This window comes from Nocardiopsis sp. NPDC049922, assembly GCF_040660275.1.
In the GTDB taxonomy this organism is placed as follows: Bacteria; Actinomycetota; Actinomycetes; order Streptosporangiales; family Streptosporangiaceae; genus Nocardiopsis.
Genome location: NZ_JBFAME010000007.1, coordinates 82,283 through 100,614 on the forward strand (window position 1 = coordinate 82,283; position 18,332 = coordinate 100,614).

An 18,332-nucleotide genomic window follows, 5' to 3' on the forward strand; every position below is an offset into this window, starting at 1 on the left:
CGCCCCACCCCTCCACGACCGGGACGCCACGCATCCGACGCACCCATGCCCGACGGCACCCGCAACACGCGCCAGGAGGCGGCCGCCGCTCCCATCCCGCGACGTTCGAAGGACATCACCGTGGGCCAACACCAGCCCCAGAACACACCCGCCGCCCCCGAGGACACCCCCACCGTGGGACCCCGGGTCGCGGCCGCCCGCAGCCGCAGAAGACGCGCGCTGCTCATCGGCTCCGCCGCCGTGCTGGCCGTGGCCGTGGCCGGAACCGCCACCGCCGCGGTCGTCGTCACCGGCGCCGACACCACCGTGACCACCAACGCCGCCGGGGTCCCCGAGGCCGACCCCGACCCGCTCGTGGCCGACGACACCGCCGCCTCACCCGACGCCTCGGCCGCCGACCGCGCCGCCCAGGCCACCTCCGGCGCACGCCAGAGCACCACCGCCACCGGCTCCGACATCGTCGAAGAGCCCGAGGAGACCACCGAACCCGAGGACTCCTCCTCCGACAGCGGTGGCGGTGGCGACGCCCAGCCCACCGGACAGGGCGGCACCTGCCAGGCCTCCTTCTACGGCGCCGACTTCGCCGGGCGCGACACCGCCAACGGGGAGACCTTCGACCCCAACGCCATGACCGCCGCGCACCTGACCCTGCCCTTCGGCACCATGGTCCGGGTCACCAACACCGCCAACGGGTCCTCGGTCACCGTGCGCATCAACGACCGCGGCCCCTACATCGACGGACGCTGCCTGGACCTGTCCACCGCGGCCTTCGAACAGATCGCCAGCACCAGCGCGGGCGTGGCCAACGTCAACTGGGAGGTCGTGGCCTAGACGCCCCGATCACCAGGCCGGTCGCACCCGGCCCAGACAACGCACGAGGGCCTCCGGTAGCGGTGTGGACCAACCACGTCCACCCCCGCCAACCGGAGGCCCTCGACGTCCCACACCACACCCGCCAACCCCGGGCCGGGGCGGATCGGCACGACACCCACCGGCCCCCGCCCGCCAACCCCCGGCGCACGTCACCCGCACATGGCACAATCCCACCACCAGCACAACCACCACCCACAGGGAGCACCGCGTTGTTCCGCACCACCACCGGCTGGGTCGTCTCACCCACCGACCTCGTCGACACCCTGGAGTGCGACCACCGCAGCGCCCTGAAGACCGCCCTGGCCGCCCGCATCCCCGGAGCACCCGCCCCCCAGGACATCGACCCCCTCGTCGCCCGCCACGGCCACGACCACGAACAGGCCGAACTCGACCGCCTCACCGCCCTGTTCGGCGCCGTCACCCACATCGAGGCCCCCGAACCCGACGACGCCTCCCTGGCCCGCGCCGCCGACGCCACCCGCCAAGCCATGGCCGACGGCGCCCCCGTCATCTACCAGGCCTGCTTCCACCACACCCTCACCCCCACCCCCCACCCCGTCGCCTTCCACGGCCGCGCCGACTTCCTCATCCGCTCCGACCTGGACCCGACCACCGGCGGGCCCCGCACCCCCGCCCCCACCACCCCCGCCTACGAACCCTGGGACACCAAACTCGCCCGCCGCCCCGGCCCCGGCGCCGTCCTCCAACTCACCGCCTACGCCCACGCCGTCGCCCAGGCCACCGGCACCGCCCCCGAGCACATGCACCTGCTCACCGGCGACGGACAGACCCACACCCTGCCCACCGCCGACTTCACCCCCATCCTCGCCACCACCACCGCCCGCCTCCTGGACCGCCTCGCCGAGCCCCCCGCCCTGCCCACCCCCACCTGGGGCGAACCCCGCCCCGCCTGCGACGGCTGCGGCTACCAGACCTGGTGCTCCACCGGCCGCACCGCCGCACGCCACCTCACCCTCGTCGCCGGACTGCGCACCGACCAGGCCGCCAAACTCACCGACGCCGGCATCACCACCATCGACGCCCTCGCCCACGCCGACGACGACCACCGCCCCACCACCCTGCCCCGCCGCACCTTCGACCAACTCCGCGCCCAGGCCGCCCTCCAGGTCCGCCAGGACACCACCCGCACCCGCCACAACCCCCAGGGCACCGTCACCGCCGAGGTCTTCGCCCCCGACGGCCTGGCCACCCTGCCCGCGCCCAGCCCCGGCGACGTCTTCTTCGACATGGAGGGCTACCCCTACCACTCCACCGACGGCGGCCGCGGCCTCGAATACCTCTTCGGCGCCACCACCGAGGACGAGGGCGCCGAGACCTTCCACGCCTTCTGGGCCCACGACCGCGCCCAGGAGAAACAGGCACTGGAGGACTTCGTCGACTTCGTCACCGCCCGCATCGACGCCGACGACGCGGCGCACGTCTACCACTACGCCTCCTACGAGGTCGACCGCCTCAAACACCTGTCCAGCGAGTACGCCACCCGCGAGGAGGAGGTCAACCGGCTCCTGCGCGAGGGCCGCCTCGTCGACCTGTACACCGTGGTCCGCAAGAGCCTGCGCGTGTCCCAGCGCTCCTACTCCATCAAGTACCTCGAACCCCTCTACCTGCCCGCCGCCCGCGGCGGCGACGTCACCACCGCCACCTCCAGCATCGACGCCTACGCCGCCCACCTGGCCGCCCGCGAGGCCGGCCACACCGACCAGGCCGAACACATCCTCGCCTCCATCGCCGACTACAACCGCGACGACTGCCACTCCACCGCCCGCCTGCGCGACTGGCTCGAAGAACACCGCACCGCCCAGGGCATCACCGACCGCCCCCTGATCCAGACCGAACTGTCCGAGACCGACGCCGAACGCGCCCGCAAACGCGCCGAGAAACAGGCCCGCCACGCCGCCCTGACCACACCCCTGCTCGACGAGGTCCCCACCACCGCCCGCGACCGCGACGACCACCACCACGCCCGCGCCACCCTGGCCGCCCTGGTCGGCTACTACCAGCGCGAGGCCCTGCCCCCCTGGCGCGAGCACTACCGCCGCGCCAACGCGCCCCTGACCGACCTGGAGACCGACACCGACTGCGCCGTGCCCTGGCGCGTGCACGCGGGGGAGTGGGTCGAACCCACCGGCCGCCAACGCAAGTCCCGCCGCGAACTCGCCCTGCGACTGGACACCGCCCACCCCCACCCCTTCACCACCGGCCAGGACGTCCACCTGCTCTACCCCGGCGCACCCGGCCAGGCCGCGACCACCACCACGGCCACCGTCACCGCCGCCGACCCCGACCGCCTCACCCTCACCGAGACCTGCGACCCCGACGCCACCTACACGCGCCCGCCCGTCGCCGTCCTGCCCGGCGCCCCCGTCAACCCCCAACCCAAGGACGGCGCCCTCGAACTCATCGCCCGCACCGCCGTCGACGACCTCCCCGAATGGCCCCACCACCCCGGCCTGGACGTGCTGCGCCGCCGACCGCCCCGCCTCACCCACGGCGGCCCCCTCCCCGAGGCCGCCGACACCGGCGGCGACCCGATCGCCGCCACCATCGCCGCCGTGGACGCCCTCGACCACTCCTACCTGGCCGTCCAGGGCCCGCCCGGCGCCGGCAAAACCTACCTGGCCGCCCAACTCATCACCCACCTGGCCCGCCAGGGCCGCACCATCGGCGTGTGCTCCACCAGCCACAAGGCCGTCGAGAACGTCATGGGCGCCGCCCTGGCCGCCGCCGACGCCGCCGGAGTCGACCTGCCCGCCGCCAAACGCGCCAAGGGCCGCGGCAAGGACGCCGCCGACCCCGACCTGCCCTGGGAACAGCCCACCAACCCCCAGACCCTGGCCCGCTGGCGCACCCAGCGCACCGACGAGGGCCGCCCCGTCCTCATCGGCGGCACCGCCTGGGCCATGACCAACGCCGCCATGGTCGCCGACCCCCTGGACGTGCTCATCATCGACGAGGCCGGACAGTTCGCCCTCGCCGACACCCTGGCCGTGTCCGCCGCCGCCCACAACCTCGTCCTGCTCGGCGACCCCCAACAACTGCCCCAGGTCGTCCAGGGCACCCACGGCGAGGGCGCCGACGCCTCCGCCCTGCAACACCTCATGGGCGCCGACCCCATCATCGACCCCAAACGCGGCTACTTCCTCGACCAGACCCGCCGCATGCACCCCGCCGTGTGCCGCACCGTCTCCGAACTCTCCTACCAGGGCCGCCTGCACGCCCACCCCACCACCACCCACCGCACCCTCACCGGCCCCGAACCCGGCGTGTACACCCTCCCCGTCACCCACACCGGCCGCACCACCCACAGCCCCGAGGAGGTCGACGCCGTGGTCGCCATCGCCACCACCCTGGTCGGCCACCGCCTCACCCCCGGCCCCGACCACGACCCACGCCCCCTGACCGGCGCCGACATCCTCGTCGTGGCCCCCTACAACCTCCAGGTGCGCGCCCTGCGCCGCGCCCTGGCCGACGCCGCCCGCACCACACCCGCCCTCGACGGCATCCGCGTGGGCACCGTCGACCGGTTCCAGGGACAGGAGGCCGCCGCCGTGATCTGCTCCATGACCACCTCCAACGCCGCCGACACCAGCCGCGGCCCCGCCTTCGTCCTGGACCGCAACCGCCTCAACGTCGCCCTCTCGCGCGCCCAGCTCCTGGCCGCCGTCGTCCACTCACCCGACCTGCTCACCACCACCCCCCGAACCATCGACGAACTCCGCCTCCTGGCCGGGTTCACCCGCCTGACCGAGGGCGCCCGCCCCTGGCCCCACCCCTGACCGGCACGCGCCCATCCACGACGGTTCCGGACACCCCGCACGTGGAGTACGTTTTACACAGCACACCGGACCCGACCGGGGCCCCCTCCGCACCGGCGTGCCCCCACACCGCCCTGGCCCGCCACACGCTCCGAAAGGCACCACGGCCCCCGTGTCTGACCGACCTTCCGCACCCACCGGCGGCCACAACACCCGCCACCCCACCGGCATCCGCGTCGTCCTGGCCGTCCTGGCCCTGGCCGCCCTGGTCCTGGGCCCCGCCGGATACCTCATGGGCGTGCGCGCCTCCGCCCACGACGGCTCGGCCGCCGAGTGGTTCACCCTCGCCTTCGGGGCCGCCGTCGGCCTGCCCTTCCTCGCCGCCGCCGTGGCCACCGTCGCCGGCGACCGCCGCGCCGCCCTGTGGTCGCTGGCCCTGCTGGCCTGGCCCGTCGTCTTCGTGTCCGCCATCCACCTGTCCGGGTGGGGCGCATAGGCGGTGCCCCGACCGGCCGGGGCCGCGTCCCGCCCGCGCGCGAACAGCCCGCGCAGCCTCTAGCCTGAACCCACCAGGGACGACGAGCACCACCGACCGAGGACCCACCCGTGTCACCCAAGAAGCGCACCCGCCGCAAACCCCAGCGCCCGGCGCCCGCCGCGGAGCGCGCCACCGGCGAGGACGCCCTCCCACGCAAACGCACCCTCAGCCGCACCCCCGTGGTCATCGACGACCCGCCCGACCGGCGCGTCACCGCCCTGTGGGTCGTGCTCACCCTCGTGTGGCTCCTGGGCACCCCCCTGGCCCTGGTCAACCTGACGTTCGTCGTCATGGACGCCCAGGAGGCCGCTTACACGACCCCCGACCCGGCCACCGGCGGCACCCCCGCCGACCTGGTCACCGACGTCGGCAACGCCCTGGTCTGGGTCCTGGTCACGGCCCTGGTCGTCCCCGCCGCCTCCGCCGTGGCCGCCGTCTGCCTGCGCCGCAGGATCGCCGCCATCGGGTTCGCCACCGCGCTCGTCGTCTCGGCCGTCCCCCTGCTCGTGGTCATGCCGCCCGCCGACCTGTGGCAGGCCCTGGTCACGCACTTCACCACGATCTAGCCAGGCAACCCCAGACGCGGACCCGACCCACCACGACCGCTGCCGGACCCACCCCGCCACGTACGCCATCATGGAACACCGTGAGCACACCCACCCCCTCCGACGACGACCCCGCCGCGCTGCCCGCGACCGTCCGCGACCGCCTGGAACACGCCACCCACAGCGTCCTGGTCGACACCCGCGCCCTGGAACGCGTCCGCGCCCGCTTCGACACCGAACAGGCCCACACCCTGGGCCGCTACCTGGCCAGCGCCCAGTCGCCCAACACCCTGCGCGCCTACCGCGCCGACTGGACCGGCTTCACCGCCTGGTGCCTGGCCGAGGACCGCCAGTCCCTGCCCGCCGACCCCGTCGACGTGGCCGTCTACCTGGCCGCCTGCGCCCAGGCCCGCACCCCCGACGGATCCGCCTGGGCCCTGGCCCCCTCCACCCTCGAACGCCGCGCCGCCGCCATCGCCGCCGTCCACGGCGCCCACGGCCTGGCCTCACCCACCCGCGCCGACGTCGTACGCATGACCCTGCGCGGCATCCGCCGCACCCGCCGCGCCCGCCCCCGCCGCAAGGACCCCATCGTCCTGTCCACCCTCGACGCCCTGCTGGCCGTGCGCCCCGACGACGGCCACCCCGGCGGCGTCGCCCGCAGACGCGACGCCGTGCTGCTGCTCACCGGGTTCGCCGGAGCGCTGCGCCGCGCCGAACTGGCCGCCCTGACCCTGGACGACGTCAGCGTCCGCACCGACGCCGCCACCGGCGCCACCGCCCTGGTCATCGCTTTGGCCGCCACCAAGACCGACCAGGAGGGCCGCCACGGCCAGACCGTGGCCCTGCCCCGCGGACGCCACCGCACCACCTGCCCGGTGTGCGCCTTCGCCGACTGGTGCGACCTGCTGGCCGCCCACCGCCAGGGCGGCGACCAGGCCGTGCGCGCCCACCTGGAGAGGGCCCGCACCCCCGTGGCTCCCACCGCCCACCGCTGCCAGGGCCTGACCGCCAACCCCCTGGCCGACGGCACCGGCCGCCCCCTGCTGCCCGCCGTCACCCGCCACGGCCGGGTGGGGGAGCGGTCCATGTCCGGGCGCGCCGTGGGCGAACTGGTCAAACGCTACGCCGAACGCGCCGGCCTGGACCCCGACGACTTCGGCGGCCACTCCCTGCGCGCCGGATTCGCCACCCAGGCCGCCCTGGGCGGGGCCACCGACCGCGAGATCATGCGCCAGGGCCGCTGGACCAACCCCCGCACCGTGCACGACTACATCCGCACCGCCAACCCCCTGGAGGACAACGCCGTCACACGCCTGGGCCTGTGACCGCCCCCCTCAGCGTCCCGTCCAGGAGGACCGGTCGACCTGCGTCCAGGACCGCTCCCCGCCCCGCGGCGACCCCGCGGGCCGCGCTCCCGGCCCGCCCGAGACCCGCTCGCCCGACTCCGTCCGCGGTCCCGAACCCGCCACCGGGTGGGTGGAGCACGTGCTGCCGATGCCCTGGCGGTCGGGCCGAAGCGACATCGACCGCAGCGCCTCGGGCACCCGGTCGTTGACCAGGGCGCGCACGTGCTCCAGATACCGGTCGGTCTGGCCCCGCCGCTCGGGCCCCACCGTCTGGCCGATGTCGGACAGCGCCGCGACCAGCCGCCGCGTCACCTGCGGCGACTCCGCCCCGTACAGGGCGATCTCGCTGAACGCCAGGTCCATCACGTCCGGCCAGGTCGGCCGCGGCTGGATCACGCGCGCCGACCCGTGGCGGTCGGTGAACACGATCGGGCGCAGCTCCCGCACCCCGAACGCCGTGACCAGGATCTGGATGCGGTCGACCGCCTGCACCGCCGTTGTCGGGTCGTTGATGCCCGGCGAGAGCGCCCGGGTGGCGATGTCGACCAGTTGGCGCAGCCCGAAGGCCGGGTCCCGGTAGGAGGACCGGTTGTTGGCCGTCCACAGCATGCCGTCCACATCGGGCGGGGTGATCGGCCCGTGCGAGTCGATCCGCACCACCGGCGACCCCGCCGCGACGAAGTCCCCGATCTTGGGCAGCAGGGTGACCAGCACGTCGTGGCGGCGCGCGTAGCGCACCAGCGCCCGCACGTTCGCCCCCACCAGGATCCCGGGGCCGCGCCCCAGCCGCAGCACCGTCGAGTGCGTGTACCCGGGCTCGCTCATGTACACCGTGCTCGCCACCCGGTCGAAGGCGCTCAACTGGTCCAGGGAGTCGCTCACCACCCGGTCCAGCACCGAGGTGAGCCGCATCATCCCCAACGACCGGTGCGCGAACAGCAAGAACGCGATCAGGCAGGAGAACACCAGCACCGCCGCGATGACCCCCGACAGCAGCAGCACCAGGTTGCCGCCCTCGCCCCGGGGCGTCTCACCGAAGAACGGCACGAAGAACGTGAAGATGAACGTGCCCACGAAGATGGTCAGCGTCGCCTTGGTCACCCAGCACCGGGTGAACAGCCCCACCACCCGCGGGGTCAGCTGGCCCGCCTTCTGCAACGCCAACAGCTTGATGCTGAAGATCAGGCCCATGACGGTCAGGATCGTGGGCCCCGCCGACTTGAGCAACACGCGCCCGCGCTCGGCGAAGCGCACCATGGACTGGTCGTCGGGGTCGACGAGGCTGAAGGGGGTGTCGAAACGGGAGACGGCCAACGCCAGGAGGACGAACACCACCGCCCCCAGGGAGGGGAAGAGGAAGAACGACTCCTTGACGTACTCGCTCACCCGTTGGCGGACCGTCATTCCCACGTTGTGCAATGTCGCAGCCGGCATGTACTACCACCGTTTCGGATCGGGTCAGGGATCCCTGTGGTCGGTGCCACAACCTGGCGTCACGCTAACCACCCGCCCGTAACAACCCCGTTGCACCACCCCAGACCACCCGCGACCGGCCGCGGACCTCACCCGCTGACCTGGTCCAACCACGCCCGCACCTGCTCGGCCCGCGGCGACCCCACCGGCACCGCCCCCAAAGCCGCCTCCAGCACGAACGGGTCGCGGCGCCCGTCGGACCGCTGCGCCCACTCCAACAGCACCTCGGGGGCGGCGTTGCGGAACAGCACGTGCCGGATCTCGTGCGCCAGATCCTCCCGGGCCTCCACGATCGCGGGCGCCGCCGACCGCGGCAGCACCGGCCCCCGGTAGGCGCGCAACGCGCGCCGGTACTCGCCCGCCGCCAGGAAGTGGCGCACCTGGTCGACGTCGGTGCCCACCGGAACCGACCACCGGTAGGGGGAGGAGTCCACCACCTCGCCCAGCGCCTTGCGGATGCGCGACATCTCCACCCGCACGGTCACCGACGGCGTCCCGTGCTCATGGAGCAGGCTGGCGATCTCACCCCCGTAGAGCCCCTCGGGGTGCGCCGCCAACAGGAACAGGATCTCCGAGTGCCGCAGGCTCAACCGGCGCGCCCCGCCCCGGTGGAACAGCTGGGCCTGGCCCCGCCCCAGCACCCGCAGCCGGGTGGGCTCACCAGTGCCCGGCGCCCCCGCCCGCGAGAGCACCCCGCTGACCCGCTGGAGCCGCAGCTCGGACTCGACCGCGAACGCCGTGGCGCGCACCAGGTCCAGCGCGTAGGGCTGGGCGGCCTGGTCGCCACCGGTCAGGTCGACCACGCCGACCACCCGCCCGGTGTCGGGGTCGTGCACGGGCGCGGCCGAACAGCTCCACGCCTGCGCGCCCTGGCCGAAGTGCTCGCTGGAGAACACCTGCACCTCGTGGTCCAGGGCCAGAGCGACCCCGGGCGCGTTGGTTCCCGCGTCCCGCTCGCTCCAGGACGCCCCCTCCACGAACCGCATCCCCTCGGCGCGGGAGCGCGTGGCGTGGTCGCCCTCCACCCACAGCAGCCGCCCCTCGGCGTCGCCGACCGCCGCGATCTGGCCGCTGTCGGCGGCGCTGTCCACCAGCAGACGCCGAATCACCGGCAGGGCCGCGCGCAGCACGTGGGAGTCACGGCGCTCGCACACCTCGTCCCGGGGCAGCACCAGCCGGGGGCACACCCCCTCGGGGTCGACCCCGCTGTTCAGGCTGCGCAGCCACGACTCCCGGACCACGCTCCTCAACTCCGGCGAGGCCCGGCCGGAGGAGAGGAACCGCTCACGGGCCAGGGCCACGGCGCGCCGAAGCTCGCGTGGGTCGGCCCCCTCGGGCCACGCTCTCCAGGTCTGGTCCATGTGCGGCTCTTCCGGTCGCGGGGCGCCGGGCACGGCCCACTCACCGGGCCGCGCCCCTCACGTCCCTGCCTCCAGTACATCCCCACCTTTGGCATAATTCCAGTTCGACGCCGTGGACGGGACGGTCCCCAGCGGCGGGCGGCCCCCCGCGCCAGGCCCGGCGCGATCGTGCCGCCACCATCGGAGCACGGGTACCCTTCAGGGGCGACGCGGCGGCGGGGCCCGGTCCTCACCGCCCGCCCCGCGACCCCACGCGCACCTCCGCAACCGTGACCGCACGCCCGTGCCCAGATCTCAAATCGTCAACAAACCCTTAAATAACGCCCGAAAGCACACGTTGACGTTCGATCCAGCACTGACCAGACATTAGGTTGGTTGCGTGAGAAAGGGGACGGTCTCATGGTCGACGAGTTTCGCGCCGCATTCCAGGAACTGATCGACGCCTCCGTCGCCGCCGATCCCCAACAGTTCCCACCAGCCGTCCACAAGGTCTACGTGCTGGCCTCCCAGATCCCCGCCTCCGAACGCGAACTCGCCCTGGAGGCCCTGGCCCCCCTGCTCTCCGGCAACCAGGCCGCCCCCGGCATCATCGCCGACCTGTCCGTGGTCGCCGGAGCCCTCGTCGAGATGGGCACCGACCCCGGCCCCACCGGCATCGAGGTCCTGCTCCGCGCCCGCGGCATGGGCCGCGGCGCCATCGTCTTCACCCGCGCCTGGGAACGCACCGGACCCGACGCACCCCCCGACCCCGACACCGTCACCGCCGCCGACGAGACCCGCGTCGCCGCCGACCTGGGCGCCGACGCCCCCGGCGCCACCATGTGCTGGTGGACCATCCGCAGACACGGCCTGGCCGCCCGCACCATGCTCGGCCACACCAGCGTGCGCGCCCACGTCCGCCGCGACCCCACCCTGCACGCCGAACTCGTCGCCATCGCCAACCAGCTCAGCGACCACCTGCGGGAGTTCGACGACATCCGCAACCTGCTGCGCATGGCCGAGGCCACCAACGCCCTGGTCATGGACCGCCACTCCCAGCGCTGCTTCCGCGTCCTGTTCGACGGCGTCGGCGACAACTTCCAACTCCACACCCTGCTCGCCGACGCCCTCATCGGCCCCGACCACCACGGCCTGCACGGCGAACGCCCCGACCCCCGCTGGGTCACCCCCTACCTCAACGGCGACGTCGACCCCCACGCCCAGACCGTCCGCGGCTGGTGGAACCTGGTCGCCCACGACGGCACCTGGGTGTGGAACGAGGGCATGCCCGCCGAGATCCCCACCCTGGACGGCGAACGCGTCCTGGTCCTGGACGAACAGCCCTACCCCCGCTCCTGGAACGCCGGACGCCGCCACCCCCACGTCCACGGTTGGCTGGAGGTGGAGTCCGAACTCACCGCCCAGGAGGCCGAACGGTGGTGGACCCGCATCGCCCCGGCCGAGCCCGCCCTGCCCAGCCCCGACGACGAACCCACCCCGATCCCCGAACCCGTGGTCCTGACCTCGACGGACGAGGGGACCGAACGCGTGCGCGGCTTCGTCCCACCCACCGACACCGCCCCCGAACCCGAACCGGCGCCCACACCGCGACCCGAGGAACCCACAACCGAACCAGACCCCGCCCCGGCCGAACCCGAACCACGCGAGGACGCCGTGGCCCCGACCACGCTCATCCCGATCATCACCCCCCAGATGACGGCGACCACCCCCGCCGAGGAGCCCCCCGCACCCCAGGACGACACGGGTCGAGCCCCCGGCGCGGCGATGCTGCCACCGCTGCCGCCAGGGGTCTCGCGCAGCTCCTCCTGGGGCCCGAACTGGCGCTGACGCGACCCGAACGGCCCTACCTCATCGCGTGCCGACCCGAGGGCGCGGAGAACACACCCGTCGACGCGCGACCGCGCCCGTCCTCGTCGCCGTCACGCTCCTCGGCCTCCTCGTACAGGCCCTCGAAGTACTCCTCGGGCGTGACCTGGTCCTCCTCGTCCAGGCGCCGCCACCGCCCACCGACCAGCACCGGCGCCATGAGCACCACCGCCAGGGGCACGAACACGCCCAGCGGCAGCAGCACCAGCGCGCCGTCGAGCCCGGGCACGTCCGGCACCCGCTCCAGCCAACCCTCGCGCACCCACGCCAGAGCGCTCACAGCGCCCAGCACCAACGCCGCGCCCAGCGGCAGCAGGGGCGTCAGCCGGGGCGGGACGGCGACCATCGCCACCAGCAGACCCACCCCCACCAGGACCGCCAACGCCACGGGGCCGGTGCCCGACAGCGCGTCCAGACCGGACGCGTGCAGTCCGCGCAGATGGGACCACACCCACCCGCAGGACAGCACCAGCACCGGACCCAGGACCAGACCAGACAGGAAGCCGACAAGATGTCGCACGGGGATGCTCCTCTCGGGGTTGGGAGCACCCTAGCGCCATAACGGAAATTCGGCACGAACACCGCCACACTCGCGTAGCGGACACCGCGTCGACCACCACGCCGCGACCAGCCCCCACTACGCTGAGCCACCATGAGCCACGAACGCCACGAACCCGACCCCGAGGTCGTCGCCCTCGCCAGCCGCGTCTTCGACCACGCCCGCCACGGCCACACCCAGGACCTGGCCACCTACCTGGACGCCGGCGTCCCCGTCGACCTCACCAACGACAAGGGCGACACCCTGCTCATGCTCGCCGCCTACCACGGCCACGCCGACACCGTCACCCTGCTGCTGGACCGCGGCGCCGACCCCGACCGCCTCAACGACCACGAACAGTCACCGCTGGCCGGAGCGGTCTTCCAGGGCGAGACCGAGGTGGCACGCGTGTTGGCCGACCACGGCGCCGACCCCGACATCGGAACGCCCACCGCCCGCGAGACCGCCCTGATGTTCGACCAAAGCGACCTGCTCACCCTCTTCGACACCCCCTGACCCGCCCGAACACGCCCGTGGCGCCGCCCCCACAGACGGGGACGACGCCACGACGGACGAGGGAACACGGCGGGGGAGAGGCCTCAGGCGGGGTCGGGCTCGCGCTCGCCCGCCTCACCGGTGCGGGCCGAGTCCTTCGCGGCGGCCGCACGCTCGGCCACACGGGCGGAACCGGCCACCCGCGCCAACTCCTCGGGGCTGGTGCGCCCCCGCACACCGAGCACCGTCTCACTGACCGGGGTCGACCCCCACCGCCTGCGGATCTCGAAGGCCACCACGGCCACCGCCACCGACCCCAGGCTGGCCAGCAGGGCCTGCCGCTGGTCCGGCAGGGCGGCCATCGCCACACCGATCGCGACCAACCCGGCCAACACCACCCACGTCAGGTACGGGAACCCCCACATACGCAGGGTCAGCCGTTCAGGGGCGCGCCGACGCACACGGGCGCCCACCACCAGCTGCGAGGCGCAGATCGTCACGAACAGCACCAGCAGGATCGCGCCGATCGAGGCCACCAGGAACCCGAACACCCGACCGGGCAGCAGGTACTCGGCCACCACGGCCACGTACCCCACCACGGTGCCCAGCAGGATCGCGCGCGCGGGCACGCCCCGCCTGGTGGTCCGGCTCAACGCCCGGGGAGCGTCCCCCTGGCGGGAGAGCGCGAACAGCATCCGCGAGGTGGTGTACATCGCGGCGTTGAGCACGCTCAACACCGCCACCAGCACGACGACCTCCATGATCACCGCCGCGCCGCGCACACCCACGGTCTCCATCACCACCACGAAGGGGCTGCGCTCCAGGTCGGTGGTGTTCCAGGGCACCACCATCACCACGACCAGGATCGAGGCCAGGTAGAACAGGCCGATCCGCCACAGGACGTTGGTGATGGCCGAGGCCACCCCGCGCTCGGGCTCGGAACTCTCACCCGCGGCGATGGTGATGATCTCCACCCCGCCGAAGGCGAACAGCACCACCACGGTCGCGGCCAGCACCGCGACCCACCCGTTGGGGGCGAACCCGCCGTGCGCCCACAGGTTGGCCACGTGCGAGCCCTCCGAGCCGCTCCACAGCCCCAGCGCCCACAGCCCGCCCAGGAGCAGGAACGCCACGATCGTGCCGACCTTGACCAGGGAGAAGAACGACTCGGTCTCGGCGAACACCCGCACCGAGATCAGGTTGGCCGCCGTCATCGACAGCAGCACCAGCAGGGCCAGCAGCCACTGGGGCAGATCCACCCACTGGCCGAGGATGCTGGCCCCGGCCACCGACTCGGCGGCCACCAGCACCGCGTACAGCCACCAGTAGATCCAGCCGATGGTGAAACCGGCGCGCGGCCCGAAGGCCAGCCGGGCGTAGTCGGAGAAGGACCCGCCCGCCGGGACGGAGACCACCATCTCGCCCAACGCCCGCAGGGTGAGGAAGACCAGGGCCCCGGCCAGGGCGTAGGAGAACACCGCGGCCGGACCGGCGGTGTGGATGACCGCCCCCGACCCGATGAACAGCCCCGCTCCCACGGAACCACCGATCGCGATCAGTGCCATGTGCCGGCGGCGCAGCGTGTGGGCCAGCCCCGACTCGGTCGTGTGTGCCGCTTGTGGCGGCGTCGAACTACGTGTCACTTGCCCCACCATAGGACGAAAGGTTCATCACATTTTCCACTGACCCCGGTAAACCACACCGAACCAGCACAATGTGACGTGAGTCATACACCGGCGACGACTCCCCACCCCGACCCACGAGATGGCACCACCCCTGCAACACACCACCACCCCCCACACCATCCCCACCACCACTGAGAAACACCCCACTCACCCACCAGAGGGAGGCACACCCCCACCCACCTGTGCCACGATCACCCCCGTGCGCACCCTCGCCCTCCTCACCCGCCCGCTCACCAGCGCCCACACCCACCGCCGCTGGGTCTACCTCATCATCGGCGGCGCCCTGCTGACCCCCTACACCATGGCCGCCCTCGTCCTCACCAGCGTCCTGACCGGCCACACCGACACCACCGACACCACCCCCCAAGCCATGGCCGCCACCATCGCCCTCACCCTGGCCCCCGTCGCGGCCACCGCCTACATCCCCGGAGTGCGCACCGCCCAACTCCACCTCGCCCGCACCCTCCTACGCGGCCCCCTCACCGACCACCCCACCCCACCCCCCACCGCCAGCCGCACCACCGCCCGCACCAGCCTGTGGCTGTGCCTGCACATGGTCCTGGGCCTCCTCGTCTGCCTGGCCACCATGATCGGCCTCACCGAAGCCTTCCTCCTGGCCATCGCCCCCCTCATCCCCGACGGCCCCCAACCCCTCACCCGCAGCTCCCACCTGCTCACCACCATCCACGACCTGCCCCGCCACCAACGCCTCATCGGCCCCCTCCTCGGCCTCGCCCTCCTGGCCGCCCTCACCTACACCATCGCCCTGACCGGCCACCTCCTCGCCCGCACCGCACCCCACCTGCTCGGCCCCTCACCCACCGAACGCCTCGCCGCCGCCCAAGCCCACGCCGACACCCTCGCCGAACGCAACCGCCTGGCCCGCGAACTCCACGACACCCTCGGCCACGCCCTGTCCGTCGTCACCGTCCAAGCCGCCACCGCCGCCCGCCTCATCGACACCGACCCCGACTTCGCCCGCCAAGCCCTCACCCACATCGCCGACGCCGCCCGCACCGCCACCGCCGACCTCGACCACGCCCTCGGCGTCCTCCGCGAGGACACCCCCACCCCCCGCACACCCCCACCCGACCTGACCCGCCTGGCCCACCTGGCCACCGCCACCCGCCACACCGGCACCGACCTGACCTGCACCCTCACCGGCGACCCCGCCCACGTACCCGCCCTGCTCTCCCGCGAGACCTACCGCATCACCCAAGAAGCCCTCACCAACGCCCTGCGCCACGCCCCCCACCAACCCATCACCCTCACCCTCGACATCACCCCCACCACCCTGACCCTCACCGCCACCAACCCCCTGCCCCCAGGCCGCACCCGCCGCCGCACCGGCCGACGCGGCATCACCGGCATGCGCGAACGCGCCCACCTCCTCGGCGGCACCCTCACCGCCCGACCCACCACCACCCACTGGCGCCTCACCCTCCACCTGACCTGGAAAGCACACCCGTGATCCGCATCGCCCTCGTCGACGACGAAGCCCTCATCCGCGCCGGACTGGCCGCCCTCATCAACGCCGAGGACGACATGGAGGTCGTCGGCCAGGCCGAAGACGGCGCCGACGTCCCCGACCTGACCCGCCGCACCCGCCCCGACGTCATCCTCATGGACGTGCGCATGCCCGCCCTCGACGGCATCCAGGCCACCCACACCCTCACCCAGACCCTCGACCACCCACCCCGCGTCATCGTCGTCACCACCTTCGACAACGACGACCACGTCTGGGGCGCCCTACGCGCCGGCGCCACCGGATTCCTCCTCAAACGCACCCCACCCGAGGACATCCTCGCCGCCATCCGCATCGCCCACCGCGGCCAGACCCTGCTCTTCCCCACCGCCCTGCGCGCCCTGGCCGCCACCCAACCCGCCGCACCCACACCCGCCGCCCGCGCCGTGGCCACCCTCACCGAACGCGAAGCCCAAACCCTCACCCTCATGGCCCAGGGCCACACCAACGCCGAAATCGCCACCCACCTGCACCTGGGCCTGCAGACCGTCAAGACCCACGTGTCCAACACCCTGGCCAAACTCGGCGTCCGCGACCGCACCCAAGCCGTCATCGCCGCCTACGACTCCGGCCTCATCCACCCCGGAACCCACCCCTAAGCACCACGACACACCCACACCACCACAAACACCCAACCCACCCCACGGTCAGTCACACCACTGCTACGGTCAGCAGCCACCATCCGCAGCCGACCACCAGGACCGACCATGCCGACCGCGCCAGCCATCGACCTCGACCACATCAGCCACCTGTACCGCACCCACCGCGACGACCTGGCGCGCGTCCGCGACCACCAACGCGACCACCACACCCACGCCGACCCCACCATGACCCCCCAACTCGACGACATCGAAGCCGAGATCACCTACCTCCTCCTCCGCGACACCACCCCCGCCCACGTCGTCGAGATCGGCACCTACCACGGCTGGTCCACCACCTGGATCCTGTCCGCCCTACGCGACAACGGCACCGGCCACCTCCACTCCTTCGACATCGTCGACCACGCCCCCCACCACGTCCCCGACCACCTGTCCGCCGACCGCTGGACCTTCACCAAGGGCGACGTACGCACCCGCACCGACCACCTGCCCCCACACATCGACTACCTGTTCATCGACGCCGCCCACAACGGCCGCTTCGCCCGCTGGTACACCCACCACCTCCTGCCCACCCTCGCCCCCCACACCCCCGTCAGCGTCCACGACGTCTTCCACCAACGCCGCGCCCTGCCCTTCACCGAAGGCGCCGTCGTCCTCAAATGGCTCGCCAACAACACCACCCCCTTCTTCACCGCCTCCGCCGCCCGCGCACCCCACACACACCGAGCCATCCAGGACCTGAAGAAGGAACTCGACCTGCACACCCCCGTACGCCCCGGCCACCGCAACCCGATGATCTACTTCCGCCAGCCCGCCCCACACCGCCCCACCGCACCCCTGGACCACCACCACCGCACCCACACCCCCTGACACAACACGGCCGGGGCGGTGGAACCACCACCGCCCCGGCCGTGCTTGCTTTGGGCCTCCGCCCCGCTAGGAACCCCCAGCACCCACCTGACCGGGCGCACCCCCATCCGACAGACCACGCTCACGCACCCACACCACATCAGCGGCATCCGCCACGATCCGCGAGAAGTTCTCCGGCTGATCCAGACTCACCATGTGCCCCGCCCGCGGCACGTTCACCAACCGACCGTCCACACACGCGTCGAAGAACTTCTTCTCATGGATCCGGAAATGATCACGCGACCCGTTGATCAACCACACCGGCCCCGGATACGCACCCAACGCCGCCAACGCGTCCATCTCCGAGATCTCGTCGATCACCGCCGTGGCCGCCTCCACCGCCAACCCACCGTCCAACACCGCGTCCGCCGCACCATCACGCAACGTCAACCGGTGGAACCGCTCATTGACCGCCGCCCCCCGATCCGGCAACCGATCCATCAACACCGCCGGAATCCGGTACACCTGCGCCAACGACTGCGCGGGCTTGGCCGTACAACTCGCCGCCACCAACCCCGCCACCCGACCCGGCGCCGCACCCGCCGCCGCGATCGACACGAACCCCCCCAGACTCAACCCCACCAACAGGGCACGACCACCCACCCCGTCGATCGCCCCCAACACCGTGTCCACCGCCGTCCCCAGCGAGAACACCTCACCCCGCCGCGACCCATGCCCCGGCAGATCCGGCGTCACCACCGTGCGGCCACGCTCACGCAACCACTCCACCTGCGGCCGCCACATACTCCCCGACACCCGCAACCCGTGCACCAGCACGATCGGCACACCCATGACCGCTC

Annotated in this window: 15 protein-coding genes; 10 read left to right on the forward strand and 5 right to left on the reverse strand. The window is 72.9% G+C overall.

Annotation, left to right across the window (positions count from 1 at the left end):
- The first annotated feature begins 45 nt into the window (after nucleotides 1-45).
- From AB0I72_RS15025 to AB0I72_RS15045, 5 genes are all read left to right on the forward strand, one after another.
- Nucleotides 46-831, forward strand: coding sequence for a septal ring lytic transglycosylase RlpA family protein (locus AB0I72_RS15025; RefSeq protein WP_358567877.1), 786 nt, complete (start codon nucleotides 46-48; stop codon nucleotides 829-831).
- A gap of 251 nt (nucleotides 832-1,082) precedes the next feature.
- Nucleotides 1,083-4,670, forward strand: a complete 3,588-nt coding sequence (locus tag AB0I72_RS15030; RefSeq protein ID WP_358567880.1) for a TM0106 family RecB-like putative nuclease — start codon at nucleotides 1,083-1,085, stop codon at nucleotides 4,668-4,670.
- 151 nt (nucleotides 4,671-4,821) lie between these two features.
- Complete coding sequence (locus AB0I72_RS15035) at nucleotides 4,822-5,145, forward strand: hypothetical protein (RefSeq protein WP_358567883.1); 324 nt, start codon at nucleotides 4,822-4,824, stop codon at nucleotides 5,143-5,145.
- Nucleotides 5,146-5,255: 110 nt separating this feature from the next.
- Nucleotides 5,256-5,753, forward strand: coding sequence for a hypothetical protein (locus AB0I72_RS15040; protein WP_358567886.1), 498 nt, complete (start codon nucleotides 5,256-5,258; stop codon nucleotides 5,751-5,753).
- 80 nt (nucleotides 5,754-5,833) lie between these two features.
- On the forward strand, nucleotides 5,834-7,060 hold the full coding sequence (locus AB0I72_RS15045) for an integrase (protein ID WP_358567889.1): 1,227 nt from the start codon (nucleotides 5,834-5,836) through the stop codon (nucleotides 7,058-7,060).
- A gap of 9 nt (nucleotides 7,061-7,069) precedes the next feature.
- On the opposite strand, the gene AB0I72_RS15050 is transcribed toward AB0I72_RS15045, so the two are convergent.
- Together AB0I72_RS15050 and AB0I72_RS15055 are read right to left on the reverse strand one after the other, a co-directional pair.
- Nucleotides 7,070-8,485 (reverse strand): DUF2254 domain-containing protein, encoded by a 1,416-nt coding sequence (locus AB0I72_RS15050; RefSeq protein WP_358567892.1) that lies wholly within the window; start codon nucleotides 8,483-8,485, stop codon nucleotides 7,070-7,072.
- 158 nt (nucleotides 8,486-8,643) lie between these two features.
- Entirely contained in the window at nucleotides 8,644-9,915 is a 1,272-nt protein-coding gene (locus AB0I72_RS15055) for a GAF domain-containing protein (protein ID WP_358567895.1), read from the reverse strand.
- Nucleotides 9,916-10,314: 399 nt separating this feature from the next.
- Between AB0I72_RS15055 and AB0I72_RS15060 the strand changes: the two genes are divergently transcribed.
- Nucleotides 10,315-11,742, forward strand: coding sequence for a hypothetical protein (locus AB0I72_RS15060; protein ID WP_358567898.1), 1,428 nt, complete (start codon nucleotides 10,315-10,317; stop codon nucleotides 11,740-11,742).
- Nucleotides 11,743-11,758: 16 nt separating this feature from the next.
- Here the strand turns inward: AB0I72_RS15060 and AB0I72_RS15065 are convergent, their stop codons facing one another.
- Nucleotides 11,759-12,301 carry a hypothetical protein gene (locus AB0I72_RS15065; RefSeq protein WP_358567901.1) on the reverse strand — a complete coding sequence of 181 codons (543 nt, stop codon included), beginning with the start codon at nucleotides 12,299-12,301 and terminating at the stop codon, nucleotides 11,759-11,761.
- 132 nt (nucleotides 12,302-12,433) lie between these two features.
- On the opposite strand from AB0I72_RS15065, the gene AB0I72_RS15070 reads away from it, so the two are divergent.
- Nucleotides 12,434-12,835 (forward strand): ankyrin repeat domain-containing protein, encoded by a 402-nt coding sequence (locus tag AB0I72_RS15070; RefSeq protein WP_358567904.1) that lies wholly within the window; start codon nucleotides 12,434-12,436, stop codon nucleotides 12,833-12,835.
- 83 nt (nucleotides 12,836-12,918) lie between these two features.
- Here AB0I72_RS15070 and AB0I72_RS15075 read toward each other — a convergent pair whose 3' ends face one another.
- On the reverse strand, nucleotides 12,919-14,379 hold the full coding sequence (locus AB0I72_RS15075; protein WP_358567907.1) for an amino acid permease: 1,461 nt from the start codon (nucleotides 14,377-14,379) through the stop codon (nucleotides 12,919-12,921).
- Nucleotides 14,380-14,698: 319 nt separating this feature from the next.
- Between AB0I72_RS15075 and AB0I72_RS15080 the strand changes: the two genes are divergently transcribed.
- From AB0I72_RS15080 to AB0I72_RS15090, 3 genes are all read left to right on the forward strand, one after another.
- Complete coding sequence (locus tag AB0I72_RS15080) at nucleotides 14,699-15,970, forward strand: histidine kinase (RefSeq protein ID WP_358567910.1); 1,272 nt, start codon at nucleotides 14,699-14,701, stop codon at nucleotides 15,968-15,970.
- Nucleotides 15,967-16,623, forward strand: coding sequence for a response regulator transcription factor (locus tag AB0I72_RS15085; RefSeq protein ID WP_358567913.1), 657 nt, complete (start codon nucleotides 15,967-15,969; stop codon nucleotides 16,621-16,623). The genes AB0I72_RS15080 and AB0I72_RS15085 overlap by 4 nt, the downstream gene beginning before the upstream one ends.
- Nucleotides 16,624-16,731: 108 nt before the next feature.
- Nucleotides 16,732-17,493 carry a class I SAM-dependent methyltransferase gene (locus AB0I72_RS15090; protein ID WP_358567916.1) on the forward strand — a complete coding sequence of 254 codons (762 nt, stop codon included), beginning with the start codon at nucleotides 16,732-16,734 and terminating at the stop codon, nucleotides 17,491-17,493.
- Nucleotides 17,494-17,559: 66 nt separating this feature from the next.
- On the opposite strand, the gene AB0I72_RS15095 is transcribed toward AB0I72_RS15090, so the two are convergent.
- Nucleotides 17,560-18,324 (reverse strand): alpha/beta hydrolase, encoded by a 765-nt coding sequence (locus AB0I72_RS15095; RefSeq protein ID WP_358567919.1) that lies wholly within the window; start codon nucleotides 18,322-18,324, stop codon nucleotides 17,560-17,562.
- Nucleotides 18,325-18,332: the final 8 nt, after the last annotated feature.

What these genes read in the sequence shown, in the direction of transcription:
- AB0I72_RS15055 (WP_358567895.1), bottom strand. Translation starts at nt 9,915, where the DNA reads ATGGACCAGACCTGGAGAGCGTGGCCCGAGGGGGCCGACCCACGCGAG.
- AB0I72_RS15090 (WP_358567916.1), top strand. Translation starts at nt 16,732, where the DNA reads ATGCCGACCGCGCCAGCCATCGACCTCGACCACATCAGCCACCTGTAC.
- AB0I72_RS15095 (WP_358567919.1), bottom strand. Translation starts at nt 18,324, where the DNA reads ATGGGTGTGCCGATCGTGCTGGTGCACGGGTTGCGGGTGTCGGGGAGT.
- AB0I72_RS15075 (WP_358567907.1), bottom strand. Translation starts at nt 14,379, where the DNA reads ATGGCACTGATCGCGATCGGTGGTTCCGTGGGAGCGGGGCTGTTCATC.
- AB0I72_RS15070 (WP_358567904.1), top strand. Translation starts at nt 12,434, where the DNA reads ATGAGCCACGAACGCCACGAACCCGACCCCGAGGTCGTCGCCCTCGCC.
- AB0I72_RS15025 (WP_358567877.1), top strand. Translation starts at nt 46, where the DNA reads ATGCCCGACGGCACCCGCAACACGCGCCAGGAGGCGGCCGCCGCTCCC.
- AB0I72_RS15050 (WP_358567892.1), bottom strand. Translation starts at nt 8,485, where the DNA reads ATGACGGTCCGCCAACGGGTGAGCGAGTACGTCAAGGAGTCGTTCTTC.
- AB0I72_RS15060 (WP_358567898.1), top strand. Translation starts at nt 10,315, where the DNA reads ATGGTCGACGAGTTTCGCGCCGCATTCCAGGAACTGATCGACGCCTCC.